The organism is Octadecabacter arcticus 238 (assembly GCF_000155735.2).
In the GTDB taxonomy this organism is placed as follows: domain Bacteria; phylum Pseudomonadota; class Alphaproteobacteria; order Rhodobacterales; family Rhodobacteraceae; genus Octadecabacter; species Octadecabacter arcticus.
Genome location: NC_020908.1, coordinates 1,181,294 through 1,199,983, shown reverse-complemented (window position 1 = coordinate 1,199,983; position 18,690 = coordinate 1,181,294). Strand labels below are relative to the sequence as shown.

The 18,690-nt window shown below is 56.7% G+C and carries 16 protein-coding genes and 1 pseudogene; 7 read left to right on the top strand and 10 right to left on the bottom strand.

Annotation, left to right across the window (positions count from 1 at the left end; translation table 11 throughout):
* Nucleotides 1–305 precede the first annotated feature (305 nt).
* Complete coding sequence (locus tag OA238_RS06320; RefSeq protein ID WP_015494544.1) at nt 306–1,625, top strand: M23 family metallopeptidase; 1,320 nt, start codon at nt 306–308, stop codon at nt 1,623–1,625.
* The gene (locus tag OA238_RS06315) at nt 1,615–2,133 is read left to right on the top strand and encodes a bactofilin family protein (protein WP_015494543.1); all 519 of its coding nucleotides are present in this window, start codon (nt 1,615–1,617) and stop codon (nt 2,131–2,133) included. Before OA238_RS06320 ends, OA238_RS06315 begins: the two co-directional genes overlap by 11 nt.
* Before the next feature lie 90 nt (nt 2,134–2,223).
* On the opposite strand, the pseudogene OA238_RS06310 reads toward OA238_RS06315, so the two are convergent.
* From OA238_RS06310 to OA238_RS06290, 5 genes and pseudogenes are all read right to left on the bottom strand, one after another.
* Nucleotides 2,224–2,643 (bottom strand): annotated as a pseudogene (locus OA238_RS06310) (DUF2189 domain-containing protein); the annotation flags it as partial.
* Nucleotides 2,640–3,059 carry an IS200/IS605 family transposase gene (tnpA, locus tag OA238_RS06305; protein WP_015494130.1) on the bottom strand — a complete coding sequence of 140 codons (420 nt, stop codon included), beginning with the start codon at nt 3,057–3,059 and terminating at the stop codon, nt 2,640–2,642. The pseudogene OA238_RS06310 and the gene tnpA, both read right to left, overlap by 4 nt.
* Before the next feature lie 73 nt (nt 3,060–3,132).
* The gene (locus OA238_RS06300; RefSeq protein ID WP_245581453.1) at nt 3,133–3,570 is read right to left on the bottom strand and encodes a DUF2189 domain-containing protein; all 438 of its coding nucleotides are present in this window, start codon (nt 3,568–3,570) and stop codon (nt 3,133–3,135) included.
* A gap of 108 nt (nt 3,571–3,678) precedes the next feature.
* Nucleotides 3,679–4,806 carry a peptide chain release factor 2 gene (prfB, locus tag OA238_RS06295; RefSeq protein WP_015494542.1) on the bottom strand — a complete coding sequence of 376 codons (1,128 nt, stop codon included), beginning with the start codon at nt 4,804–4,806 and terminating at the stop codon, nt 3,679–3,681.
* A gap of 67 nt (nt 4,807–4,873) precedes the next feature.
* Nucleotides 4,874–7,396: a PBP1A family penicillin-binding protein gene (locus OA238_RS06290; RefSeq protein ID WP_044038014.1), complete on the bottom strand. Its 2,523-nt coding sequence runs from the start codon at nt 7,394–7,396 to the stop codon at nt 4,874–4,876.
* A 159-nt stretch (nt 7,397–7,555) separates the two neighbouring features.
* Here OA238_RS06290 and OA238_RS06285 point away from each other — a divergent pair, with 159 nt between their 5' ends.
* Nucleotides 7,556–8,176, top strand: a complete 621-nt coding sequence (locus tag OA238_RS06285; RefSeq protein ID WP_044038012.1) for a class I SAM-dependent methyltransferase — start codon at nt 7,556–7,558, stop codon at nt 8,174–8,176.
* On the opposite strand, the gene OA238_RS06280 is transcribed toward OA238_RS06285, so the two are convergent.
* Nucleotides 8,177–9,406: an N-acetylmuramoyl-L-alanine amidase gene (locus tag OA238_RS06280; RefSeq protein WP_015494539.1), complete on the bottom strand. Its 1,230-nt coding sequence runs from the start codon at nt 9,404–9,406 to the stop codon at nt 8,177–8,179.
* Complete coding sequence (locus OA238_RS06275; protein ID WP_015494538.1) at nt 9,403–10,557, bottom strand: pyridoxal phosphate-dependent aminotransferase; 1,155 nt, start codon at nt 10,555–10,557, stop codon at nt 9,403–9,405. The genes OA238_RS06280 and OA238_RS06275 overlap by 4 nt, the downstream gene beginning before the upstream one ends.
* 57 nt (nt 10,558–10,614) lie before the next feature.
* Between OA238_RS06275 and OA238_RS06270 the strand changes: the two genes are divergently transcribed.
* From OA238_RS06270 to OA238_RS06260, 3 genes are all read left to right on the top strand, one after another.
* Nucleotides 10,615–11,934, top strand: a complete 1,320-nt coding sequence (locus tag OA238_RS06270) for a M48 family metalloprotease (protein WP_015494537.1) — start codon at nt 10,615–10,617, stop codon at nt 11,932–11,934.
* Nucleotides 11,935–11,951: 17 nt separating this feature from the next.
* The gene (locus OA238_RS06265) at nt 11,952–12,707 is read left to right on the top strand and encodes a DsbA family protein (protein ID WP_015494536.1); all 756 of its coding nucleotides are present in this window, start codon (nt 11,952–11,954) and stop codon (nt 12,705–12,707) included.
* A gap of 157 nt (nt 12,708–12,864) precedes the next feature.
* Nucleotides 12,865–13,206, top strand: coding sequence for a hypothetical protein (locus OA238_RS06260; RefSeq protein ID WP_144055849.1), 342 nt, complete (start codon nt 12,865–12,867; stop codon nt 13,204–13,206).
* A gap of 71 nt (nt 13,207–13,277) precedes the next feature.
* On the opposite strand, the gene ispG is transcribed toward OA238_RS06260, so the two are convergent.
* The 3 genes from ispG to hemA all read right to left on the bottom strand — a co-directional run bounded on the left by ispG (nt 13,278) and on the right by hemA (nt 17,046).
* On the bottom strand, nt 13,278–14,417 hold the full coding sequence (gene ispG / locus OA238_RS06255) for a flavodoxin-dependent (E)-4-hydroxy-3-methylbut-2-enyl-diphosphate synthase (RefSeq protein ID WP_015494534.1): 1,140 nt from the start codon (nt 14,415–14,417) through the stop codon (nt 13,278–13,280).
* Nucleotides 14,418–14,497: 80 nt separating this feature from the next.
* The gene (locus tag OA238_RS06250) at nt 14,498–15,715 is read right to left on the bottom strand and encodes a helix-turn-helix domain-containing protein (RefSeq protein WP_015494533.1); all 1,218 of its coding nucleotides are present in this window, start codon (nt 15,713–15,715) and stop codon (nt 14,498–14,500) included.
* Nucleotides 15,716–15,822: 107 nt separating this feature from the next.
* Entirely contained in the window at nt 15,823–17,046 is a 1,224-nt protein-coding gene (gene hemA, locus OA238_RS06245; protein WP_015494532.1) for a 5-aminolevulinate synthase, read from the bottom strand.
* Between the two features lie 246 nt (nt 17,047–17,292).
* Between hemA and OA238_RS06240 the strand changes: the two genes are divergently transcribed.
* Nucleotides 17,293–18,678, top strand: coding sequence for a M20/M25/M40 family metallo-hydrolase (locus OA238_RS06240; protein WP_015494531.1), 1,386 nt, complete (start codon nt 17,293–17,295; stop codon nt 18,676–18,678).
* Nucleotides 18,679–18,690 lie beyond the last annotated feature (12 nt).

The window sequence follows — 18,690 nt, the reverse complement described above, 5'->3', positions numbered from 1 at the left end:
TTTTGATTAAGCACCCGCTATACCACATCCAAAATGTGCAATGGCCTCCTGACGGTTCCGCGCAGTTGGGTCCATCGCCAACCGACGCCGTCGTTACCAAATGCAGACGTTAACCAATTTCTGCGGCCAATTCGGCCCATACGCCCCATCGTAGTCGGCGGTTTGATGCCCACATTACGCTGTAGAACACTGAATCTTCAATCATTTGGGCAAAAACCTTGCCAGCGATTCCACCACCCGTTAACACGGTCATGACGTGATTGCGGGGTCACGTTAACGTTTCGGGATGGGATCAGGACACACACGTGAAAGCACGCTTGATACATAAGATGCATGTCGCTTTGGAAAAGCGCTTCCCTGAGAAGCGTTTATTCCTACGTTCAGACACTGAGACGCGGTTTATCCGTCTCAAACCTGAAACCCAGCTTCTTGCATGGACGGGGAGTGCCCTTGTTGTCAGTTGGACAATTATTGCCACCGCAGTGCTCTTAATGGACAGCATCGGCGCAGGCAATTTCCGCGCCCAAGCTCAACGTGACCAATCCACATACGAAGAGCGCCTCAACGCAATGTCTGTTGAACGCGATGTCCGCACCGGCGAAGCTGTCGCCGCACAACAACGCTTCTCTTCAGCACTTGATCAGGTCTCTCTTATGCAATCCGAATTGCTGCGCTCAGAGGATCGTCGCCGCGAATTGGAAACCGGTCTAGAAGTCGTGCAAGTCACGCTGCGCCGCACCATGGGCGAACGCAAAGATGCGCAGGATCAGATTTTGGTGCTTGAAACGGTCATCCAAGGCGATGGCGACCTGCCGGTCGGGTATGCGCAAGCCGGTCAAGCGGATAGCACCGTTGATCTCTTGGCAACCGCTCTCGCTGATACCGCCGCAGAACGTGACCAGATCGCAAACGATGCCGAATTCGCCCTCAGCCATGCGGCTGATATGGAACTCGAACTGCGCTTGCTCCAAGATCGCAACGACCAGATTTTCCGTCAGCTCGAAGAAGCGTTCACTGTTTCGGTAGAACCCCTCGACAACATGTTCCGCGCAGCGGGCATGAACTCTGATGATGTCCTTGATCAGGTTCGCCGCGGATATTCTGGCATGGGTGGCCCCCTGACGCCGCTGCAATTTTCGACCCGTGGTGGTCAGGAAGACCCCGACGCGGCCCGCGCGAACGGTATCTTGAGGTCAATGGACCGCTTAAACCTGTACCGCATCGCGGCTGAACGCATCCCGTTCGATATGCCTGTGCGCCCCGGGTTCCGGTTTACGTCTGGTTACGGAATGCGCTGGGGCCGGATGCACAACGGTACCGACTTTGCCGCCCCGACCGGTACACCAATCTACGCACCCGCAGACGGTGTAGTCACGTTTGCAGGCTGGTCCTCAGGATATGGACGTCTCGTCAAGGTACAGCATGCGTTCGGAATTGAGACACGATATGCGCACCAAAACCGGATTCGCGTCGAAGTTGGACAAAGACTCTCGCGCGGTGACCGGATTGGTGATATTGGAAACTCTGGACGATCAACTGGCCCGCACCTTCATTACGAAATCCGCGTTGGCGGACGACCCGTTAACCCCATGATTTATATAAGAGCTGGACAAGATGTTTTCTAAAAGCAAAATCAACGAACCTGGCACCCCTGCCGCTCCTTCCACACAGGACACGACCAAGCCTTCCGGCGGGTCCCCTGTTCCATCGCAGAGCGATTTCAAATCCTCCGCGCCAAAAGCAAAGCCACCGGCGTCGCAGTTGTCTCCGGACCTGCACATCACGGGCAATCTGAAGACCACTGGCGATATCCAGATTGAAGGCACCGTTGATGGCGACATCCGCGCGCACCTGTTGACAGTCGGAGAGGGTGCAACAGTCAACGGCGAATGCATGGCGGACGACGTTGTGGTCAACGGCCGCATTGTTGGCACAGTGCGCGGCCTCAAGGTTCGCCTGACATCCACCGCACGGGTTGAGGGTGACATCATCCACAAGACCATTGCAATTGAATCCGGCGCCCACTTTGAGGGCTCTGTTCAACGCCAAGACGACCCGCTGAACTCAGGCGCGCCCAAAAGCGCACCAAAACAACCAGCGGCGCCAGTCACACCCAACACACCGAAAGTCTAGACCCTTTTTGAGTTTTTAAAACGGGGCCGCGCACCAGCGTTGGCCCCGTTTTCGTGTCCGCGAGATGGTCATATAGGGTATGTTACGTCGCTACAGCGGATCATAAAGTGCGCGGCGATACAGGTGCCACGTTGCATGGCCCAGCACAGGCAACACGACCACCAAGCCTAAAAACCAAGGCAAAAGCGCCAAAAACGTCAGCGTTGCCACAACGAATGCCCAGCACAGCATCACCCTGACATTCGCGCGCACGCACTGCACGCTTAGCAGCATGGCGGTGACAAAATCGATTTCCTTATCCAGCAGCAACGGCAGACTGACGACCGTCAGCGAAAACAAAAAGAACGCAAGCACCGCACCCACAACAATCTCGACAACTATCATCGCCACGCCTGATGGCGTCAGAAACGCCTCCCAAGATGTCGTGATATTGGTCAGCGTGCCAATCCCCATAAACAGCGCGAAAATCATATGTGCCAGAAACGTCCAGAACAGGAACTGAACGACTACCGGCTGACGCCGGTAGGTTCCCTTTTTGAATGTAATTCAAGATACTGAAGTATGACAGCGTCAGTGACATTGCCGCTGGTTGTTGAGAAAAATCCGCGAGCCCAAAACCGCTGGCCCCAGTACCGTTTGCGCAGTTCGGGAAACTCGCGCTGTATCTTATAAGACGAGCGTCCCTTGATCCGCATCATCACCTTTGACAATGCTATCTGAGGCGGGACCGATATGAACATGTGGACGTGATCGGTCGACAATACGCCCTTCTCAATATGCACGCCAAGTTCTTGGCATGTTTGGATAATGATTTCACGGATACGCTCACGCATCTCACCGCGCATAACTTTGTATCGGTATTTTGTTGTCCAGACGACGTGAAACCGGTGATAAAATTTGGTATGGCTTCCTGTGGAATAGATCATAATCTTCCCTCTCATTTTTAAGACCCTTACCGCTTCGCGGGGTCTTAAAAATGAGAGGGAAGATTATAGTACATTACGCTAAAGCGGACCGGCTGGAAGCCGGTGGCTTTAATCCCGTTTGTGGAAAGTAAAGCACGATGATTGCACCCAACATTGGCACCTGCCGCGTCCGTTCCTGCCAGACCACACCCAAGACGCCGCGCCATTCCAGCGGCGCGCAGGCTTCTAGGCGGCGTGAAACTTCGTATAACCCGACGGCCGCAAACGGGGCTGCCAGTGGAAACACCAGTGACGTTGCTAAAATCCACGACACATGCCCTGCCCCGAGCCAAAGCATGAAAAATCCGGCCACCACATAGACGGCCGAAAAGAACAGCCCGAATTGCGGCGCCGCCCGAAAGTCTGCAACACCTGCCTTCAGGCAGGTCCAGAGTTCGTGCACCGTGACCGTGCCGACACTTGGAATTGGGGACGGTTCTGGTGATTGGGCTGGTTTCGAAGTTTCGGACATAACGACCCTCCAGTCTCATACATCCTGCGCAAATCCAACCGCGTCAAGCGGCACGAAGAGTCGTTGTGTGTTAAATACCTGCGGCCAGAGGGCGCAACACGCCAGCCCTTAATCGTCAGCGTTGGCGTCTGCGCGGCTTTTGCCACTGACGTCCATGGCCAACGTCGCGCCCATAAACGCATCCAGATCACCATCGAGCACACCTTGCGTGTCAGACGTCTCGTGGCGAGTGCGCAAGTCTTTGACCATCTGATAGGGCTGCAACACATAGGACCGGATCTGGTTGCCCCATCCTGCATCGCCAGCATTCTCGTGGACCTCGTTGACCAGTGCAGACCGCTTATCCATTTCAATCTGATACAACCGTGACTTCAACGCCTTCATCGCGATGTCGCGGTTCTGATGTTGCGATTTTTCCGATGACGTCACCACAATACCAGTCGGCGCGTGGGTAATCCGCACCGCGGAATCGGTGGTGTTGACGTGCTGACCGCCCGCACCGGACGACCGGTAAGTATCAATGCGAATGTCAGACGGGTTGACCTCAATCTCAATATTGTCATCAACAACCGGATAAACCTTCACAGATGTGAACGACGTGTGCCGCTTGGCGGCAGAATCAAACGGCGAAATCCTCACAAGGCGATGCACACCAGATTCAGACTTCAACCAACCATAGGCGTTATGACCACTGATCTTGTAGGACGCCGATTTAATACCGACCTCTTCGCCTGCGGATTCAGATTGCAATTCAACCTTGTAGCCCTTGCGCTCGGCCCACCGGACATACATCCGCGCCAGCATCGCGGCCCAATCACAAGCCTCCGTACCGCCAGCGCCCGAATTGATCTCAAGGAAAGTATCATTGGCGTCCGCTTCGCCATTCAGCAGCGCCTCAAGCTCTTTCTCGGCCGCTTTCGCCGCCAAGACCTTAAGCCCGTCCTCCGCCTCAGTGACAACACCTGCGTCGTCTTCCATCTCGCCCATCTCGATAAGCTCTACATGATCCGACAGCTCTTGTCTGATGGCTTCATAGCTTGCGATGGCATCGACCAGCGACTGGCGATCCCGCATCAATTTTTGCGCAGCATCCGGATCGTCCCACAGTGTGGGGTCTTCCACACGTGCGTTGAATTCTTCCAAGCGATGGGATGCAGTGTCCCACTCCATTCGCTGCGCCAGCAACGACAGACTTTTTTCAATTTCGCCAGCGATCGTTTGGATTTCAGCGCGCATGTCTAACTTCTACCAAGGGGTTTCGGGGTGCTCTATCGCATCGCCCTAAGCGGGGCAATCAAACCCGTCAGTAAAGCCCACCCGACGACAATGACCCGAAGCTGGCGTTGGAATTGATTGTCGCCGTGACACCATCAGCTGTCGTGACGCTGACCGCACCATGCGGGCGCGCTTCGTCAAACAGCGGCAGGTCCGCAGCCATGGCAAAGCCACCATCAAAGGTGATGCCAAAGATCGGCTCTTCGCCCATACGGAAACATTCGCGCACAACATTGCCGCCCGACGCCCCGTCCGGAAGGCGGGCACCGGTAAAGCGATCAATGTTGATGAACATACACTCATCAGGCACCGCAAACGCGCCGCCACCATATTTCGCAATCGCCGTCTCCATGAACGCATTGAATACCGGCGCGCAAATCCCACCACCGGATGCACCGCGACCCATCGGGCGGGGTGTGTCAAATCCGATGTAGCAACCAGCCACAATGTTGCTGGAAAAGCCTACGAACCACGCATCTTTCTCGTCGTTTGTGGTGCCTGTTTTGCCCGCAATCGGAACGGGCAAATTGACAGCACCACGTGCGGTGCCGCGAATAACCACACCTTCCAACATCGACGTCAACTGATACGCAGTGACCGCGTTAATCACACGTTCACGATCCGACACAATCAGCGGGCCACGCCCCTGTTCAAGGTTCGCATCAGAACATTCTACGCAGACCCGTTGATCGTGGCGGTAAATTGTATCGCCGTAGCGGTCTTGCACCCGGTCTACCAACGTCGGCTCCACCCGCTCGCCGCCATTGGCAAACATCGCGTAGGCCGCCACGAGCCGGTACAGCGTGGTTTCCTCCGAACCCAGCGCAGCAGACAAAAATGCAGTCATGTTGTCATACACGCCAAACCGTTCAGCATATTCCGCAATCACCCGCATCCCGACCTCTTGCGCCAAACGCACGGTCATCACGTTGCGCGATTGCTCAATGCCCGTGCGCAGTGGCGTCGGGCCGTAAAACTGGTTGGAATAGTTCTGTGGGCGCCAGATTTCACCGCCTGCCGACACTTCAATCGGGGCGTCGACGACGACGGTCGCGGGCGTGTAGCCGGAATCCAAAGCAGCGGCAAAAACGAACGGTTTGAATGCCGAACCTGGCTGGCGCTGCGCATAAGCGCGGTTAAGTTCAGAAATGCGGATTTCATAACCAAACCCGCCCTGCATCGCCAAAACGCGACCCGTGTTGACGTCCATCGCCATAAACGCGCCCTGCACTTCTGGCACTTGGCGCAGCGTCCAGCGAACAAACGCACCGTCGGTGTCTTGCGTCATACGGCGCACATGCACCACATCACCGGCGTTGAAATTCTCTGCGAAATTGCCGCTGATCCACTCGATGTCACGGCGCGGCACAATCGGCTCATCATCGCCCACGACCCAGCCTTCAATGCCCATCCGTATCTTGTCATCGCCAACCTCAAGTACGACGGCGGGAAACCACTGGTTTTCCAGCAAAATCGTACGAATGATCGGCGCACTTCGCAATGCGCCACGCCATTGCTCTTCATCTGTCAGCATCTCAACAGGGATTGTTAGCCCCGTGCCCCGCCAGCGGCCAATACCGCGATCATAGGTTTCCAATTGGCGCTGCAATGCTTCACGCGCCGCCGCTTGCAATTCTTCATCCACTGTGGCGCGGATAGACAAACCGGCGCTGTCCATATCGGAATCGGGAAACAGGTCTTCGACTTCGTTGACGATTGCGGCCGTAAAATAATCACGATCGGGGCGCTCGGATTGATAGGACGGGAAATCACCGCCCTGAACTGTGCGCATGGGGTCTGCCAAAGCCACCGCCAATTCGGTGTCGTCGATATACCCGTTCTCGTGCATCTCCCTCAGGATTTCATTGCGCCGCGCCAGTGCCGCATCGCGGTTACGCACGGGGCGGTAACTATAGGGTGCCTTGGGATGCACGGCTAAAAACGCGGCCTCCGCGGGGGACAATTCAAATAGTGACTTGTTGAAATAGGTGCGCGCGGCGGCCGTCACGCCAAAGCTGCGATACCCTAGATCAATCTCGTTCAAATAGAGTTCCAACACGCCTTCTTTGCCCAATGTTGCCTCAAGGCGGGGCGCAAGGATCAATTCCTGAACCTTGCGCTCAATGGTGATTGACCCATCCAACAGAAAATTCTTCGCCACCTGCTGGGTAATCGTTGACGCGCCACGCAGGTTTTCGCCACGGCTGACAACGGCCTCAAGCAAGGCGGCACCGATAGCGCGAATGTCATAACCTTCGTGGGTGTAAAAGTTCTTGTCCTCTGCGGAAATGAACGCCTGCTTCACAATGTCAGGGATTTCTTCTGCGGGTGTGAACAGACGGCGTTCTTCAGCGAATTCGTCAATCACCTGACCCTCGCCGGAATACACGCGGCTGATCGTCTTTGGCTGATAATTGGCCAATGTTTCATATGTGGGCAAGTTCTTACCATACATATAGAAAATCGCACCCAGCGACAGAGCGGCCATGCCAGCCCCAAGCGTTAGCATCGAAAAAATGCCGCCAAAGAACGAGAAGATGAAACGCAGGATCATGTGGCGAAGTGCCCCTAATATATTTCCAACGTTTATATGCGGATTGCACGAGATCGTCAAAAGATCAGCACGCGTTTTTGGCTTCTTTTCGCCTGTTCGATTGTGCTCCACGCCATAGCGGTTGCACGCCCCTCTTTGTCAGCGCAAACCGATGCGATGACAGTTCAATCAAGCCCCGCCGACATCATCGCAACCTATGACCGTGTCGCGGCTGATTATCAGTCCCAGCGTAATCGAAGCTTGGTTGAAAAACCTATATTGGACAGGATGTTAGGCGTCACGCCGCGCAATCTGTCGCCACGCCGATTGCTTGATCTGGGCTGCGGTCCCGGCGCGCCAATCGCGACATATCTGGCAGAACGCGGCATGGCGATCACCGGTGTTGACGGTGCCGCTGCCATGGTCAATCTGTTTGCCCAAACCCTGCCAAACGCCACCGCCGTTCACGCAGATATGAGAACCCTTGATTTGGGAGAAACCTTTGATGCAATCCTCGCTTGGGACAGTTTCTTTCACCTGAGCCCGCATGATCAGCGCGCCATGTTTGCATTTTTTCAGGCCCACGCGGCGCCAAAAGCATCGCTGATGTTCACATCTGGCCACATCGCGGGTGAGGTTTGGGGCCATGCCGCTGGTGCGCCCGTTTATCATTCCAGCCTTGATCCCGATGACTACCGCGACCTGCTCACCACCCATGGTTTTAAGGTCATCGAATATCGCCCAGAGGACCCGACTTGCGATTTTCACACCATTTGGCTGGCCCGTTACACAGGGTAATCACTGCCGGATAAGCGGCGCGAATGCGGCTTCTTGGATCGCCCAACGCCCAACCGCCAGCGTCACCGCCGCCACAATCGGCGCGCGCCCCTGCGGGCTGGTCAGGCGTGCACGGTCCGCATCATTGGACAAAAATCCGACCTCTAATAATACGGACGGAAAATCAGCCGCATTCAAGACGGCCAGTTCCGCCTGCCGCCTTGGTCGCGAATTCAACACTGCGCCCGTGTCGCGCATCGCTTGGACCAGCTGATCTGCAAACCGCTCTCCCGCTGCCGCCGTTTCGACCCGCAATAGATCCTGCAGCACCATCGCGACTTCATCGCCTTGCCCGCTAAGATCAACGCCAGCCAGCAAATCACCGCCTTCATGACGTTCAGCCATCCGCTGGGACGCGCCTTCAGCTGCGGTTTCTGTGAGCGTGTAAACGGACGCGCCGGTTGCCTGCGCGCCTTCCAAGGCATCTGCATGCAACGAAATAAACAAATCCGCCCCCGCCCCGCGGGCCAATGTCAGGCGTTCTTGCAGCGCCACAAACGTGTCATCGGCGCGGGTTACTGCGGGCTGAACTCCCTCAATGCGACCCAACGCAGCCGTCAATTCCAATGCCAGCGCCAGCATCAACTCGGCCTCATGTACATCGGCGTATCCCGCCCCCGGATCAAGCCCGCCATGGCCCGGATCAATCACAACAATCAACGGCCCATCTGCGTCCTGCGGCGCAACAGATGCAGGATCAGCCGCCATCAGGAACGCCCAATCAGGATCGTTCAGCGGCCCTGCCGCTGCCATAAAATCTTCTAGCGACGTCGCGCGCAACACGACCTCAACCCGCGCGGTTCCGTCTACCGCGTCCACCGTCATGCCCGCCTGATCGACGCGCACAGGGTCGACCAAATCAAGGATCATCCGGCTCCACCCTGGCCGCAGCGCCCCGAACCGCGCGCCCGAAATCCAGTCGCTTCTGGTAAAGGCCGCAGCATCGACACCGCGAAAATCAACTTCGCGAAAATCCAAAACCAAGCGTTTTGGATCATCCAACGTGAATACACGGTAGGGCACCGGCTGGGACAGATACAGCGCGACCTCGACGTTGCGGAACCGATCATCCGCCCCCGATTGCGTAACATCCAGCCGCGCCAATGCGGAAAAATCCTGCGCGCTGACGCCGCCTGAGACTCCCAAACAAAGCGCCAAAATCCCCAGTTTTGCTTTGACCCAAACCCTCAAGCTGCGGCCTCCCGCTCGGCCATGAACGCCACCAGTCGAACAAGACCTTCGCGAATATCTTCATTGGATCGTGCATATGACATCCGCACCCAGTGATGTCCCTCAACAGGATCAAAATCCAGACCTGGCGTGATCGCAACACCAGCGCTTTCAAGCACTTGCGCGCAAAACTTAATGCTGTCGTCGGTGTAATCGGACACGTCGACATACACATAAAACGCCCCGTCAGGTGGCGCAAACTTGCCAAGGCCCGCCTTGGGCAGTTCTTGAAGCATCAGCGCTCGATTGGCGCGGTAGACGTCTACATTCAGATCCAGCTCCGGCCCACACTCCATCGCGTGCAACGCCAATCGTTGGGATGCATGGGACGGGCAAATAAACATATTCTGCGCCAACCGTTCAATCGTGCGCACGTGATCTTTCGGCACAACCATCCAACCGACACGCCACCCCGTCATGGAAAAGTATTTGGAAAACGAGTTGATGACATAGACCTCGTCCGTCACCTCTAAGGCGCTCACGGCGCGACCCTCGTATGCCAGCCCGTGATAAATTTCATCACTGATAAACGCAGCGCCGGTCGCTGCGCAAGCATCCGCCAATGCGCGCATGGCATCAATATCCAGCATCGTTCCGGTAGGATTCGCGGGCGACGCGACAATCAGACCTGACAATTTATGCGCCGCCACGTCTGCCGCCACGGGCTGCATGCGTGCGGCCATCGTTGTGGGCATATCCACTGGCACCAAATCCAGTGCCTTCAAAATCTGGCGATAAGACGGATAGCACGGCGCGCCAAGACCGACCCGCTCGCCAGTGTCAAACAGCGCCGAAAACGCCAGCAAGAACGCACCCGATGCACCAGCGGTTATCACCACGCGCTCCGCGTCCAAGTCCAGCCCGTACCAATCGCGGTAATGGCGCGCGATTCGCGCACGCAGTTCCGGCAACCCGAGCCCAACCGTGTAGCCCAATGGATCGCGCGACATATCGCCCGCCAGCCGTTGCACCGCGTCTTGCGGTGCCCCCGTCCCCGGTTGACCCACTTCCATGTGGATAATATGTCGCCCAGCTGTTTCAGCCGCCCGCGCCGCCTCCATCACGTCCATCACGATAAAGGGATCGACGTCGCCCCGTCTTGAGTTCCGCATGTGCTGTGCCTTACTTTGTTTTGAGCTATGTTTGCCCTGTCCTGCCGGAGCCCGTCAATGCGACTTTCAGTGCTGTCCATCTTTCTAAGCGCCGCGATCACACTTGTCAGTGTCGCGGCACCCGCCCATGCGGTAAACCTGATCCGCGATGCTGACATCGAACACAGCCTTGATCAATTGGCCGCCCCCATCCTGCGCGCGGCTGGGCTGAACCCCAACAACGTGCGCATTCTGATCGTCAATGACAGCACGATGAACGCCTTTGTCATCAATGAACGCGCGATCTTTATCCATTCTGGCCTGTTGCAGCGGGTCAACAGTGCGGGGCAGTTGCAATCTATCATCGCACATGAGGCCGCCCATATTGCCAATGACCACATCTCACGCCGCCTTACCAATCTGCGCGGGGCCAACACGGCTGCGGGCTTTGGCATTGCATTGGCATTGGCAGTCGCTATCGCCTCTGACAGTGGTGCCGCAGCAGGTGGCATTGCTGCGGGGGCAGCTGGCGCTGCACAGCGTCAATTTTTCGCCCATACCCGCGCCGAAGAATCCGCCGCTGATCAATCCAGCGTCAGATTCATGCTGCGTGCGGGCGTGGACCCCGCCAGCACCGCCGAAGTGCTCGAATTATTTCGCGGACAAGAAGCCCTGTCTGTGTCGCGCCAAGCCCCCTACGCGCGCACCCATCCGCTGACATCGGATCGCATTCGGGCCTTGCGCGGCCTGATCGCCGCCAATCCCGGAAATGCCGCGCCCAATCCGAACGCTGATTTCTGGTTCGCCCGCGCCCAAGGCAAACTGAGCGCATTCACCCAAAATCCCAGCTGGACCCTGCGCCGAGTGCGAAATGACGACTCCCCCGTAGGCCTCATGCGCGCTGCGGTCGCCTATCACCGCCAAGCGGACGCAAATCGTGCCATCCAAACGATGCAAACCCTGTTGGCGCAATATCCCAACGACGCCTACTGGTACGAACTGTTCGGTCAAATCCTGCTCGAAAGCCGACAAGCGGGCCCCGCTGTGCAAGCCTACCAGAACGCCGTCGCTTTAAATGGCGATGAACCGCTGATCTTGGCGGGATATGGCCGCGCGTTGCTGGCGCTGGATACGGCTGACAGCAATGCGCGTGCGGTCACGACACTGGAACGCGCCCGTGCATTGGACGGGCAGTCATCAGCCACCCTGCGCGATCTTGGGCAAGCCTATGCGCGCACCAATCAACCGGGCCTTGCCTCGCTGGCCACTGCCGAACGTTACGCGCTTCAGGGTCGGATGGATGACGCACTTGTGCATGCCACCCGCGGCGTTGATCGACTTGCGCGCGGCTCTGCCCCTTGGCAGCGCGCGCAAGACGTGCTTTCTGCTGTTCAATAATTTAAACGGAGTTTCCCATGCGCCTGATATCCACCATCGCCGCCCTTTTGCTGACCACAACGTCTGTGTTCGCCCAAGACGTCACATCTGACGACGCAATGACGGACGCGCAGCGCGACACATTCCGCGCCGAAGTCCGCGCCTACCTGATGGAAAACCCCGAAGTGTTGATGGAAGCCATCGCTGTGCTTGAAAACCGTCAGGAACAGGCCGAAGCGACGCGTGATGAAACGCTCGCGCAGGTCAATATGAACGCGCTCATTGATGACGGGTTCTCATTTGTTGGCGGCAATCCGGACGGCGACATAACAATTGTTGAATTTATCGACTACCGCTGCGGTTTCTGTCGCCGCGCCCACCCCGAAGTGGCTGAATTGGTCACAAGCGATGGCAATATCCGCATCATCACCAAAGAATTCCCCATTCTGGGGGAACAATCCGTGCTGGCCTCACAATTCGCCGTCGCCACCAAGACCGTCGCGGGGGATGAAGCCTACAAACTCGTCTCGGACGCGCTGATCGCATTGCAATCGGACGTGACACCGACCAGCCTGTCGTCCTTGGCGTCTGCCTTCGATCTGGACGGCGACGCGATCTTTGCCGAAATGAACAGTGACGCCACCAAAGCGGTGCTGGCCAACAACCGCGCCCTTGGGGACCGGATGCAGATCACCGGCACCCCGACATTCGTGTTTGGCGACCAGATGGTGCGCGGCTACATCAACCTCGCGCAGATGCGCCAGATCGTCGAACAGGAACGCGACGACGGGTAAGCAAGGGCATTCACAAAATCGCGAATTTGTGCTAGTCTGACCGAATTGAGATCCATTTCATTCCGACGAAAGGCGTGACGTGGTGGCGTGCCCCAAATGCGGCCAATTCAATTATGTTGACGGGATTTGCCTGAACAACAATTGTAAATTCCCGCAAATGAAGAGCAATAATGAAATCCAACGCGAACGTCAGCGTTCGCAAGAAGAACGGCGCCGGCGCGATGAGAGACACCGCGACGAAGACCTCGACCGCAAAGAAGAACAGAAACGGCAAAAGGACGAACAGCGCCGCGCACGGGGCAAATCAAAGACCAACACGCGCACTGACGACTGGCTGGACGGCCTGATTTTGCTGTCCGGCGCAGCTGGTATCGGCTACTTAGGCTACATGACAAATCCCGAAGAACCGCTGATGGCTGTCATATGGGGCGGCTTCGGGCTCGCCGTCGCCCATGGCCTGCGCAAACTGATCCGAACCCTGATCTATATCGCATTTTAGCTCGGAATTTTATATTTGATCTACATGGTGGTTCAAAACAGCGGCGCGTAAACCGCCCACCGACTCTATCGCTATTCTGCCGCTTCAGCCATAGCGTCTATTTTCGCTTGCGCATCCAATTCCCTCGCCTTGGCCTCGACCTGCTCGACGATATGTTCAACCATTTGGTCATTGCTCAGCTTGTGGGATTGCTTGCCCGCCAGATACACCATGCCCGCGCCGTTGCCGCCGCCAGTAAACCCGACATCGGTCATCAGCGCCTCACCGGGGCCGTTCACGACGCAGCCGATAATGCTTAATGACATGGGCGTTTTGATATGTTCGAGCCGCTTTTCCAACTTTTCGACGGTTTTGATCACATCAAACCCCTGACGCGCGCAGCTGGGGCACGATATGATGTTCACCCCGCGATGGCGCAAACCAAGGGATTTGAGGATCTCATACCCGACCTTAACTTCTTCAACCGGATCAGCCGACAGCGACACACGGATCGTGTCGCCGATCCCCGCCCACAACAGACTGCCCATGCCTATGGACGACTTGATTGTTCCCGACATCAGCCCACCAGCTTCGGTAATCCCAAGATGGATCGGCGCATCCGTGGCCTCGGCCAGTTGCTGATAGGCGGCGGCGGCCATGAACACGTCGGACGCCTTGCAACTGATCTTGAACTCGTGAAAGTCGTTGTCTTGAAGCAACTTGATATGGTCCAAACCAGATTCAACCATCGCGTCTGGGCAAGGTTCGCCATATTTATCAAGCAGATGCTTTTCAAGCGATCCGGCGTTCACCCCGATGCGCATAGAACAATTGTTGTCTTTCGCGGCTTTGATCACCTCGCGCACCCGCGCCTCGGACCCGATATTGCCGGGGTTGATGCGCAAACACGCAGCCCCCGCCTCCGCCGCCTCAATGCCACGTTTGTAATGAAAATGAATGTCGGCCACGATCGGCACGGGGCTTTGCGCGCAAATCTCTTTCAGCGCTTTGGAACTGGCTTCGTCCGGAACAGAGACCCGCACAATATCAACACCCGCATCAACGCAGCGCTGGATTTGCGCCAGCGTGCCCGCCACGTCCGGCGTCAACGTGTTGGTCATCGTTTGAACCGTGATTGGCGCATCACCCCCCACAGGCACATTGCCCACCATGATTTGGCGGCTTTTGCGGCGGTAAATATTGCGCCAAGGGCGGATATGGTTCAGCGGCATCACGGGTCTACCTGTAAGGGAAACGTTGCACATAACCTAACGGTCGCTCTGCCTGCAAACAACGGGCTGCGACAGTTTAGCTAGGGATTTTTGGCGGGATCTTGCGGCGGTGTCAGAACCTGCATTTCTGCCACGCGCACGACGTCGGCCAGATCACTGTCCGCCGTCAGATCGGCGACCGCAAAGCTGGTCGTCAGGTTGTCCAAAGACAGCGCCAGATTAGACGTCACCTGCCCGTTTGGACCGACCGGACCATAATGCGCCCCGTTTATCGCGAAATACACCGCACCGGATTCACCAATGCGCAATGTTGCAGGCTCAGTCGTTTGGGGCACATCAAACGTGTCACCAGCGGCCATCGTCGCCTCATAGATGACAGTCCCATCAGCCGAGCGCACCCGAACCCAAGCATCCCGCACTGCCACAAGCTGCACACCAGGAAGCGGGCTTTCTGTGACTTGGATGTTTGGCGCGACACCGGCCAGCGTCGTTCCAACGTCCTGCCCCACGAGGCCCGGACGTTCATCGGCGGTCGGTGCAAACATGCCGTTGCCCAGCGGTGAAAGCGATGCGATCGGACCATCACGTGGCACAAGAACAGGCGCGTCCAGCGCTTGTGGCCGATAGAGGCGGTTCAGACTTTCGGTCGACGGCGCATCAAATCCGGCAATGACATTCACGCCAGCATCGGCGGTCGGCAAGCCGCCACCCGCCAGCGGGTCAATGTTTGCCACAACCGTCGGCGTATTCTCGATCGGCGCCATTTGCACCTTTTGAACTTCTTGCAGCACCGTGTAGCCACCGTAGCCCAAGCCACCAATCAACGCGATCAGCACCAAAAAAGACCCAACAGCGCGCGGTTCAACGGCCGCAAACATCGCATCACTTGCAGGAATAAATGGCGTCGCTGGCATGGCGAAAATATCTTTGTCAAATGGCGCATGTCGCACGGCCTTGGCACCAGACGCTTGCTTGGACATTCCGTGGGCGGTGACAAATCCGCTTTCGGTACAGAACGTGTCATAGGCCCAATCAGGATCCATGCTCAGATACCGCGCATACGAGCGAACGTAGCCAGCAATAAATCCAGGTGTGTCAAAAGCTGTCGGGTCGGCATTTTCAATCGCTGCAATATAGGCGGCTTTAATTTTCAATTCACGCTGCACGTCCAATAGGCTTTTGCCCATGGTCGCACGTTCGCCGCGCATCAAATCACCCAGACGCAGCTCGAACGCATCAAAACCGACCGCTTCAACGACCTGTTGTTCTTTCCCGCGTCTGAACCCTTTTCGGATCATCCGGTACCCTTGCCTGTCTGCCCCAGCGAGACGATTTGATTCGTCTCGTCGCCATTCCTTATAGTCTAGTTATCACAAGAAAAAGGCATTTGCATATCTATCGATAGTCAACCGGCAAGCTCGGCGCGATTCAGCGCACAATGGGACCACAGTGAATCCAGCGCTTTCACAAGCGCGTCCATTTCCTTTGGTCCATGAACTGGCGATGGAGTGAACCGCAACCGTTCGGTGCCACGCGGCACCGTCGGAAAATTGATCGGCTGCACGTACATGCCATGTTCCTGCAACAACATATTGGACAGTTTTTGCGTGTGGACCGGATCACCAACAATCAGCGGCACGATATGGCTGCCATGATCAATAATTGGCAGTCCAAGCCCACGCAGACGGGTTTTCAGGATTTTCGCCTGTGTTTGCTGCTCATCGCGCAGGTTCTGATCGGTCTTCAGATGCGCAACAGACGCAGCCGCCCCCGCCGCAACGGCGGGCGGGATCGATGTCGTGAAAATAAACCCCGGCGCATAAGACCGTACCGCGTCACACATTTTCGCGCTTGCCGCGATGTAGCCGCCCATGACGCCAAACGCCTTGGCCAATGTGCCGTTGATAATATCGACGCGGTGCGCCAGCCCATAGCGTTCGGCAATGCCGCCGCCGCGCGGGCCATACATGCCAACAGCGTGGACTTCGTCGATATACGTCAGCGCTCCAAATTCATCGGCCAGATCACAAATCGCCTCAATCGGCGCGAAATCGCCATCCATGGAATACACTGATTCGAATGCGATCAGCTTCGGCGCATCAGGATTATCAGCGGCCATAATGCGGCGCAGATCATCCAGATCATTGTGCTTGAAAATCCGTTTTTCGCCGCCGTTGCGCCGGATACCTTCGATCATCGATGCGTGGTTCAAAGAGTCCGAATAGATAATCAGACCAGGGAACAGGCGCGGCAATGTCGACAGTGTCGCATCATTGGCGATGTAGGCGGATGTAAACAGCAGCGCCTCTTCTTTGCCGTGCAGGTCCGACAACTCGGCCTCAAGCCGCTTGTGATACACCGTGGTGCCCGAAATATTGCGCGTCCCGCCTGACCCGGCGCCAGTGGCGTCAAGTGCGGCGTGCATTGCGTCAAGCACCACCGGATGCTGGCCCATGCCAAGATAGTCGTTGCCACACCACACGGTGATGTCCTTTTCCTCGCCCTCGGGCGTGGTCCAGATCGCATGCGGGTAATGACCCTTTTTGCGTTCTATGTCGATAAACGTACGATATCGGCCTTCATCATGAAGTCGGGCCAATGCCACGTCGAGTTTTGCGTCAAAGTTCAATGTTTTCGTTCCCTTGTCGTGCAGCCTTGGGACACATCCCGAGGTCAAGGTTCGTACTCCTTGATATATACCCGTCCCATGTCAGGCAACACTTGGAACGTCGTTATTACGCCCCTGTTACCGTTGGTCGCACATATAGCAACCTGTGCCACCCGTTTCTTTGATCTGCATCAAGCAATCACACGCGCTTGACGCGGCGATTTACTGTGACACTCTTGCGCAAAATCCAACCGCCGGAGTATCCCCATGTCCCACAACAGCAACCTTGATGCCGTCCTCGCAAAAATCGACGCTGACCTTGATGTCTCTCTTGATCGGTTGATGGGGCTGCTGCGGCTGCAATCGGTGTCCACCGACCCTGCCTATAAAGACGGGATTAACAAAGCCGCCGACTGGCTGGTTGCCGATCTCGCGTCCCTTGGTGTGGATGCATCCAAACGCGAAACCCCGCTGCACCCCATTGTCATCGGGCATGTGGGCAACACCGGACCTCACTTGCTGTTTTATGGCCACTACGACGTGCAACCGGTTGATCCAATTGACTTATGGGATCACGATCCGTTTGCGCCGTTTATCGAAGACAGGGACGGCAAGAAAGTTATTCGTGGCCGAGGCACAGCCGACGACAAAGGCCAGTTGATGACGTTCATGGAAGCCTGCCGCGCCTGGATCGCGGTAAACGGTGAACTGCCGTGCAAAATCAGCTTCCTATTTGAAGGCGAAGAAGAAACCGGATCGCCCTCGCTCGTTCCGTTCATGCACGCGAATGCCGATGAATTGAAAGCCGACCTCGCGCTGATCTGCGACACTGGCATGGTCGCGCCGGGCGTGCCGTCAATCGCCAGCCAATTGCGTGGCATGCTAAAGGAGGAATTCACCCTGCACGGCCCCGCGATGGACCTTCATTCGGGGCACTACGGCGGCCCGGCAATCAACCCGCTTCGTGAAATCAGCCGCATTATCGCGTCGTTTCATGATGACCAAGGCCGCGTGACGATCGACGGGTTTTATGACGACGTCATTGAAATCGGTGACAACCTGTTGGCGCAATGGGAAACCTGCGGTTTTAATGAGGCGGATTATATGTCCGGCGCAGTGCTAACGACGCCCGCTGGCGAAAAAGGCTATTCCGTGCTCGAACAGCAATGGTCGCGGCCCACTTTGGAAATCAACGGACTGTGGGGCGGCTATCAAGGTGCGGGATCCAAAACCGTGATCCCCGCCGACGCCCATTGCAAAATCACCTGCCGTTTGGTGGGCGATATGGACCCTGACAAACTGCGCACCGCGCTGCGCAAACACGTCGAGGACCAGTTGCGGCCTGACACAACCATCACATGGAACAACGACCTCGAAGGCGCGCCCGCATCTGTCATGAACACCGACCGCCCCGAATTCGAACTGGCACGTCAGGCCCTTTCTGATGAATGGAACCGCGAGGCCGTGTTTGTTGGCATGGGCGGCTCCATCCCCATCGCGGGCCATTTCAAATCCGTTCTCGACATGGACGCCATGCTGATCGGCTTTGGGGCCGAGGACGACCGCATCCATTCCCCGAACGAAAAATATGACGTTGAGGCGTTTCACAAAGGCACGCGGTCTTGGGCCCGTGTGCTGGCCGCACTGACTTAACCAAGCACGAGG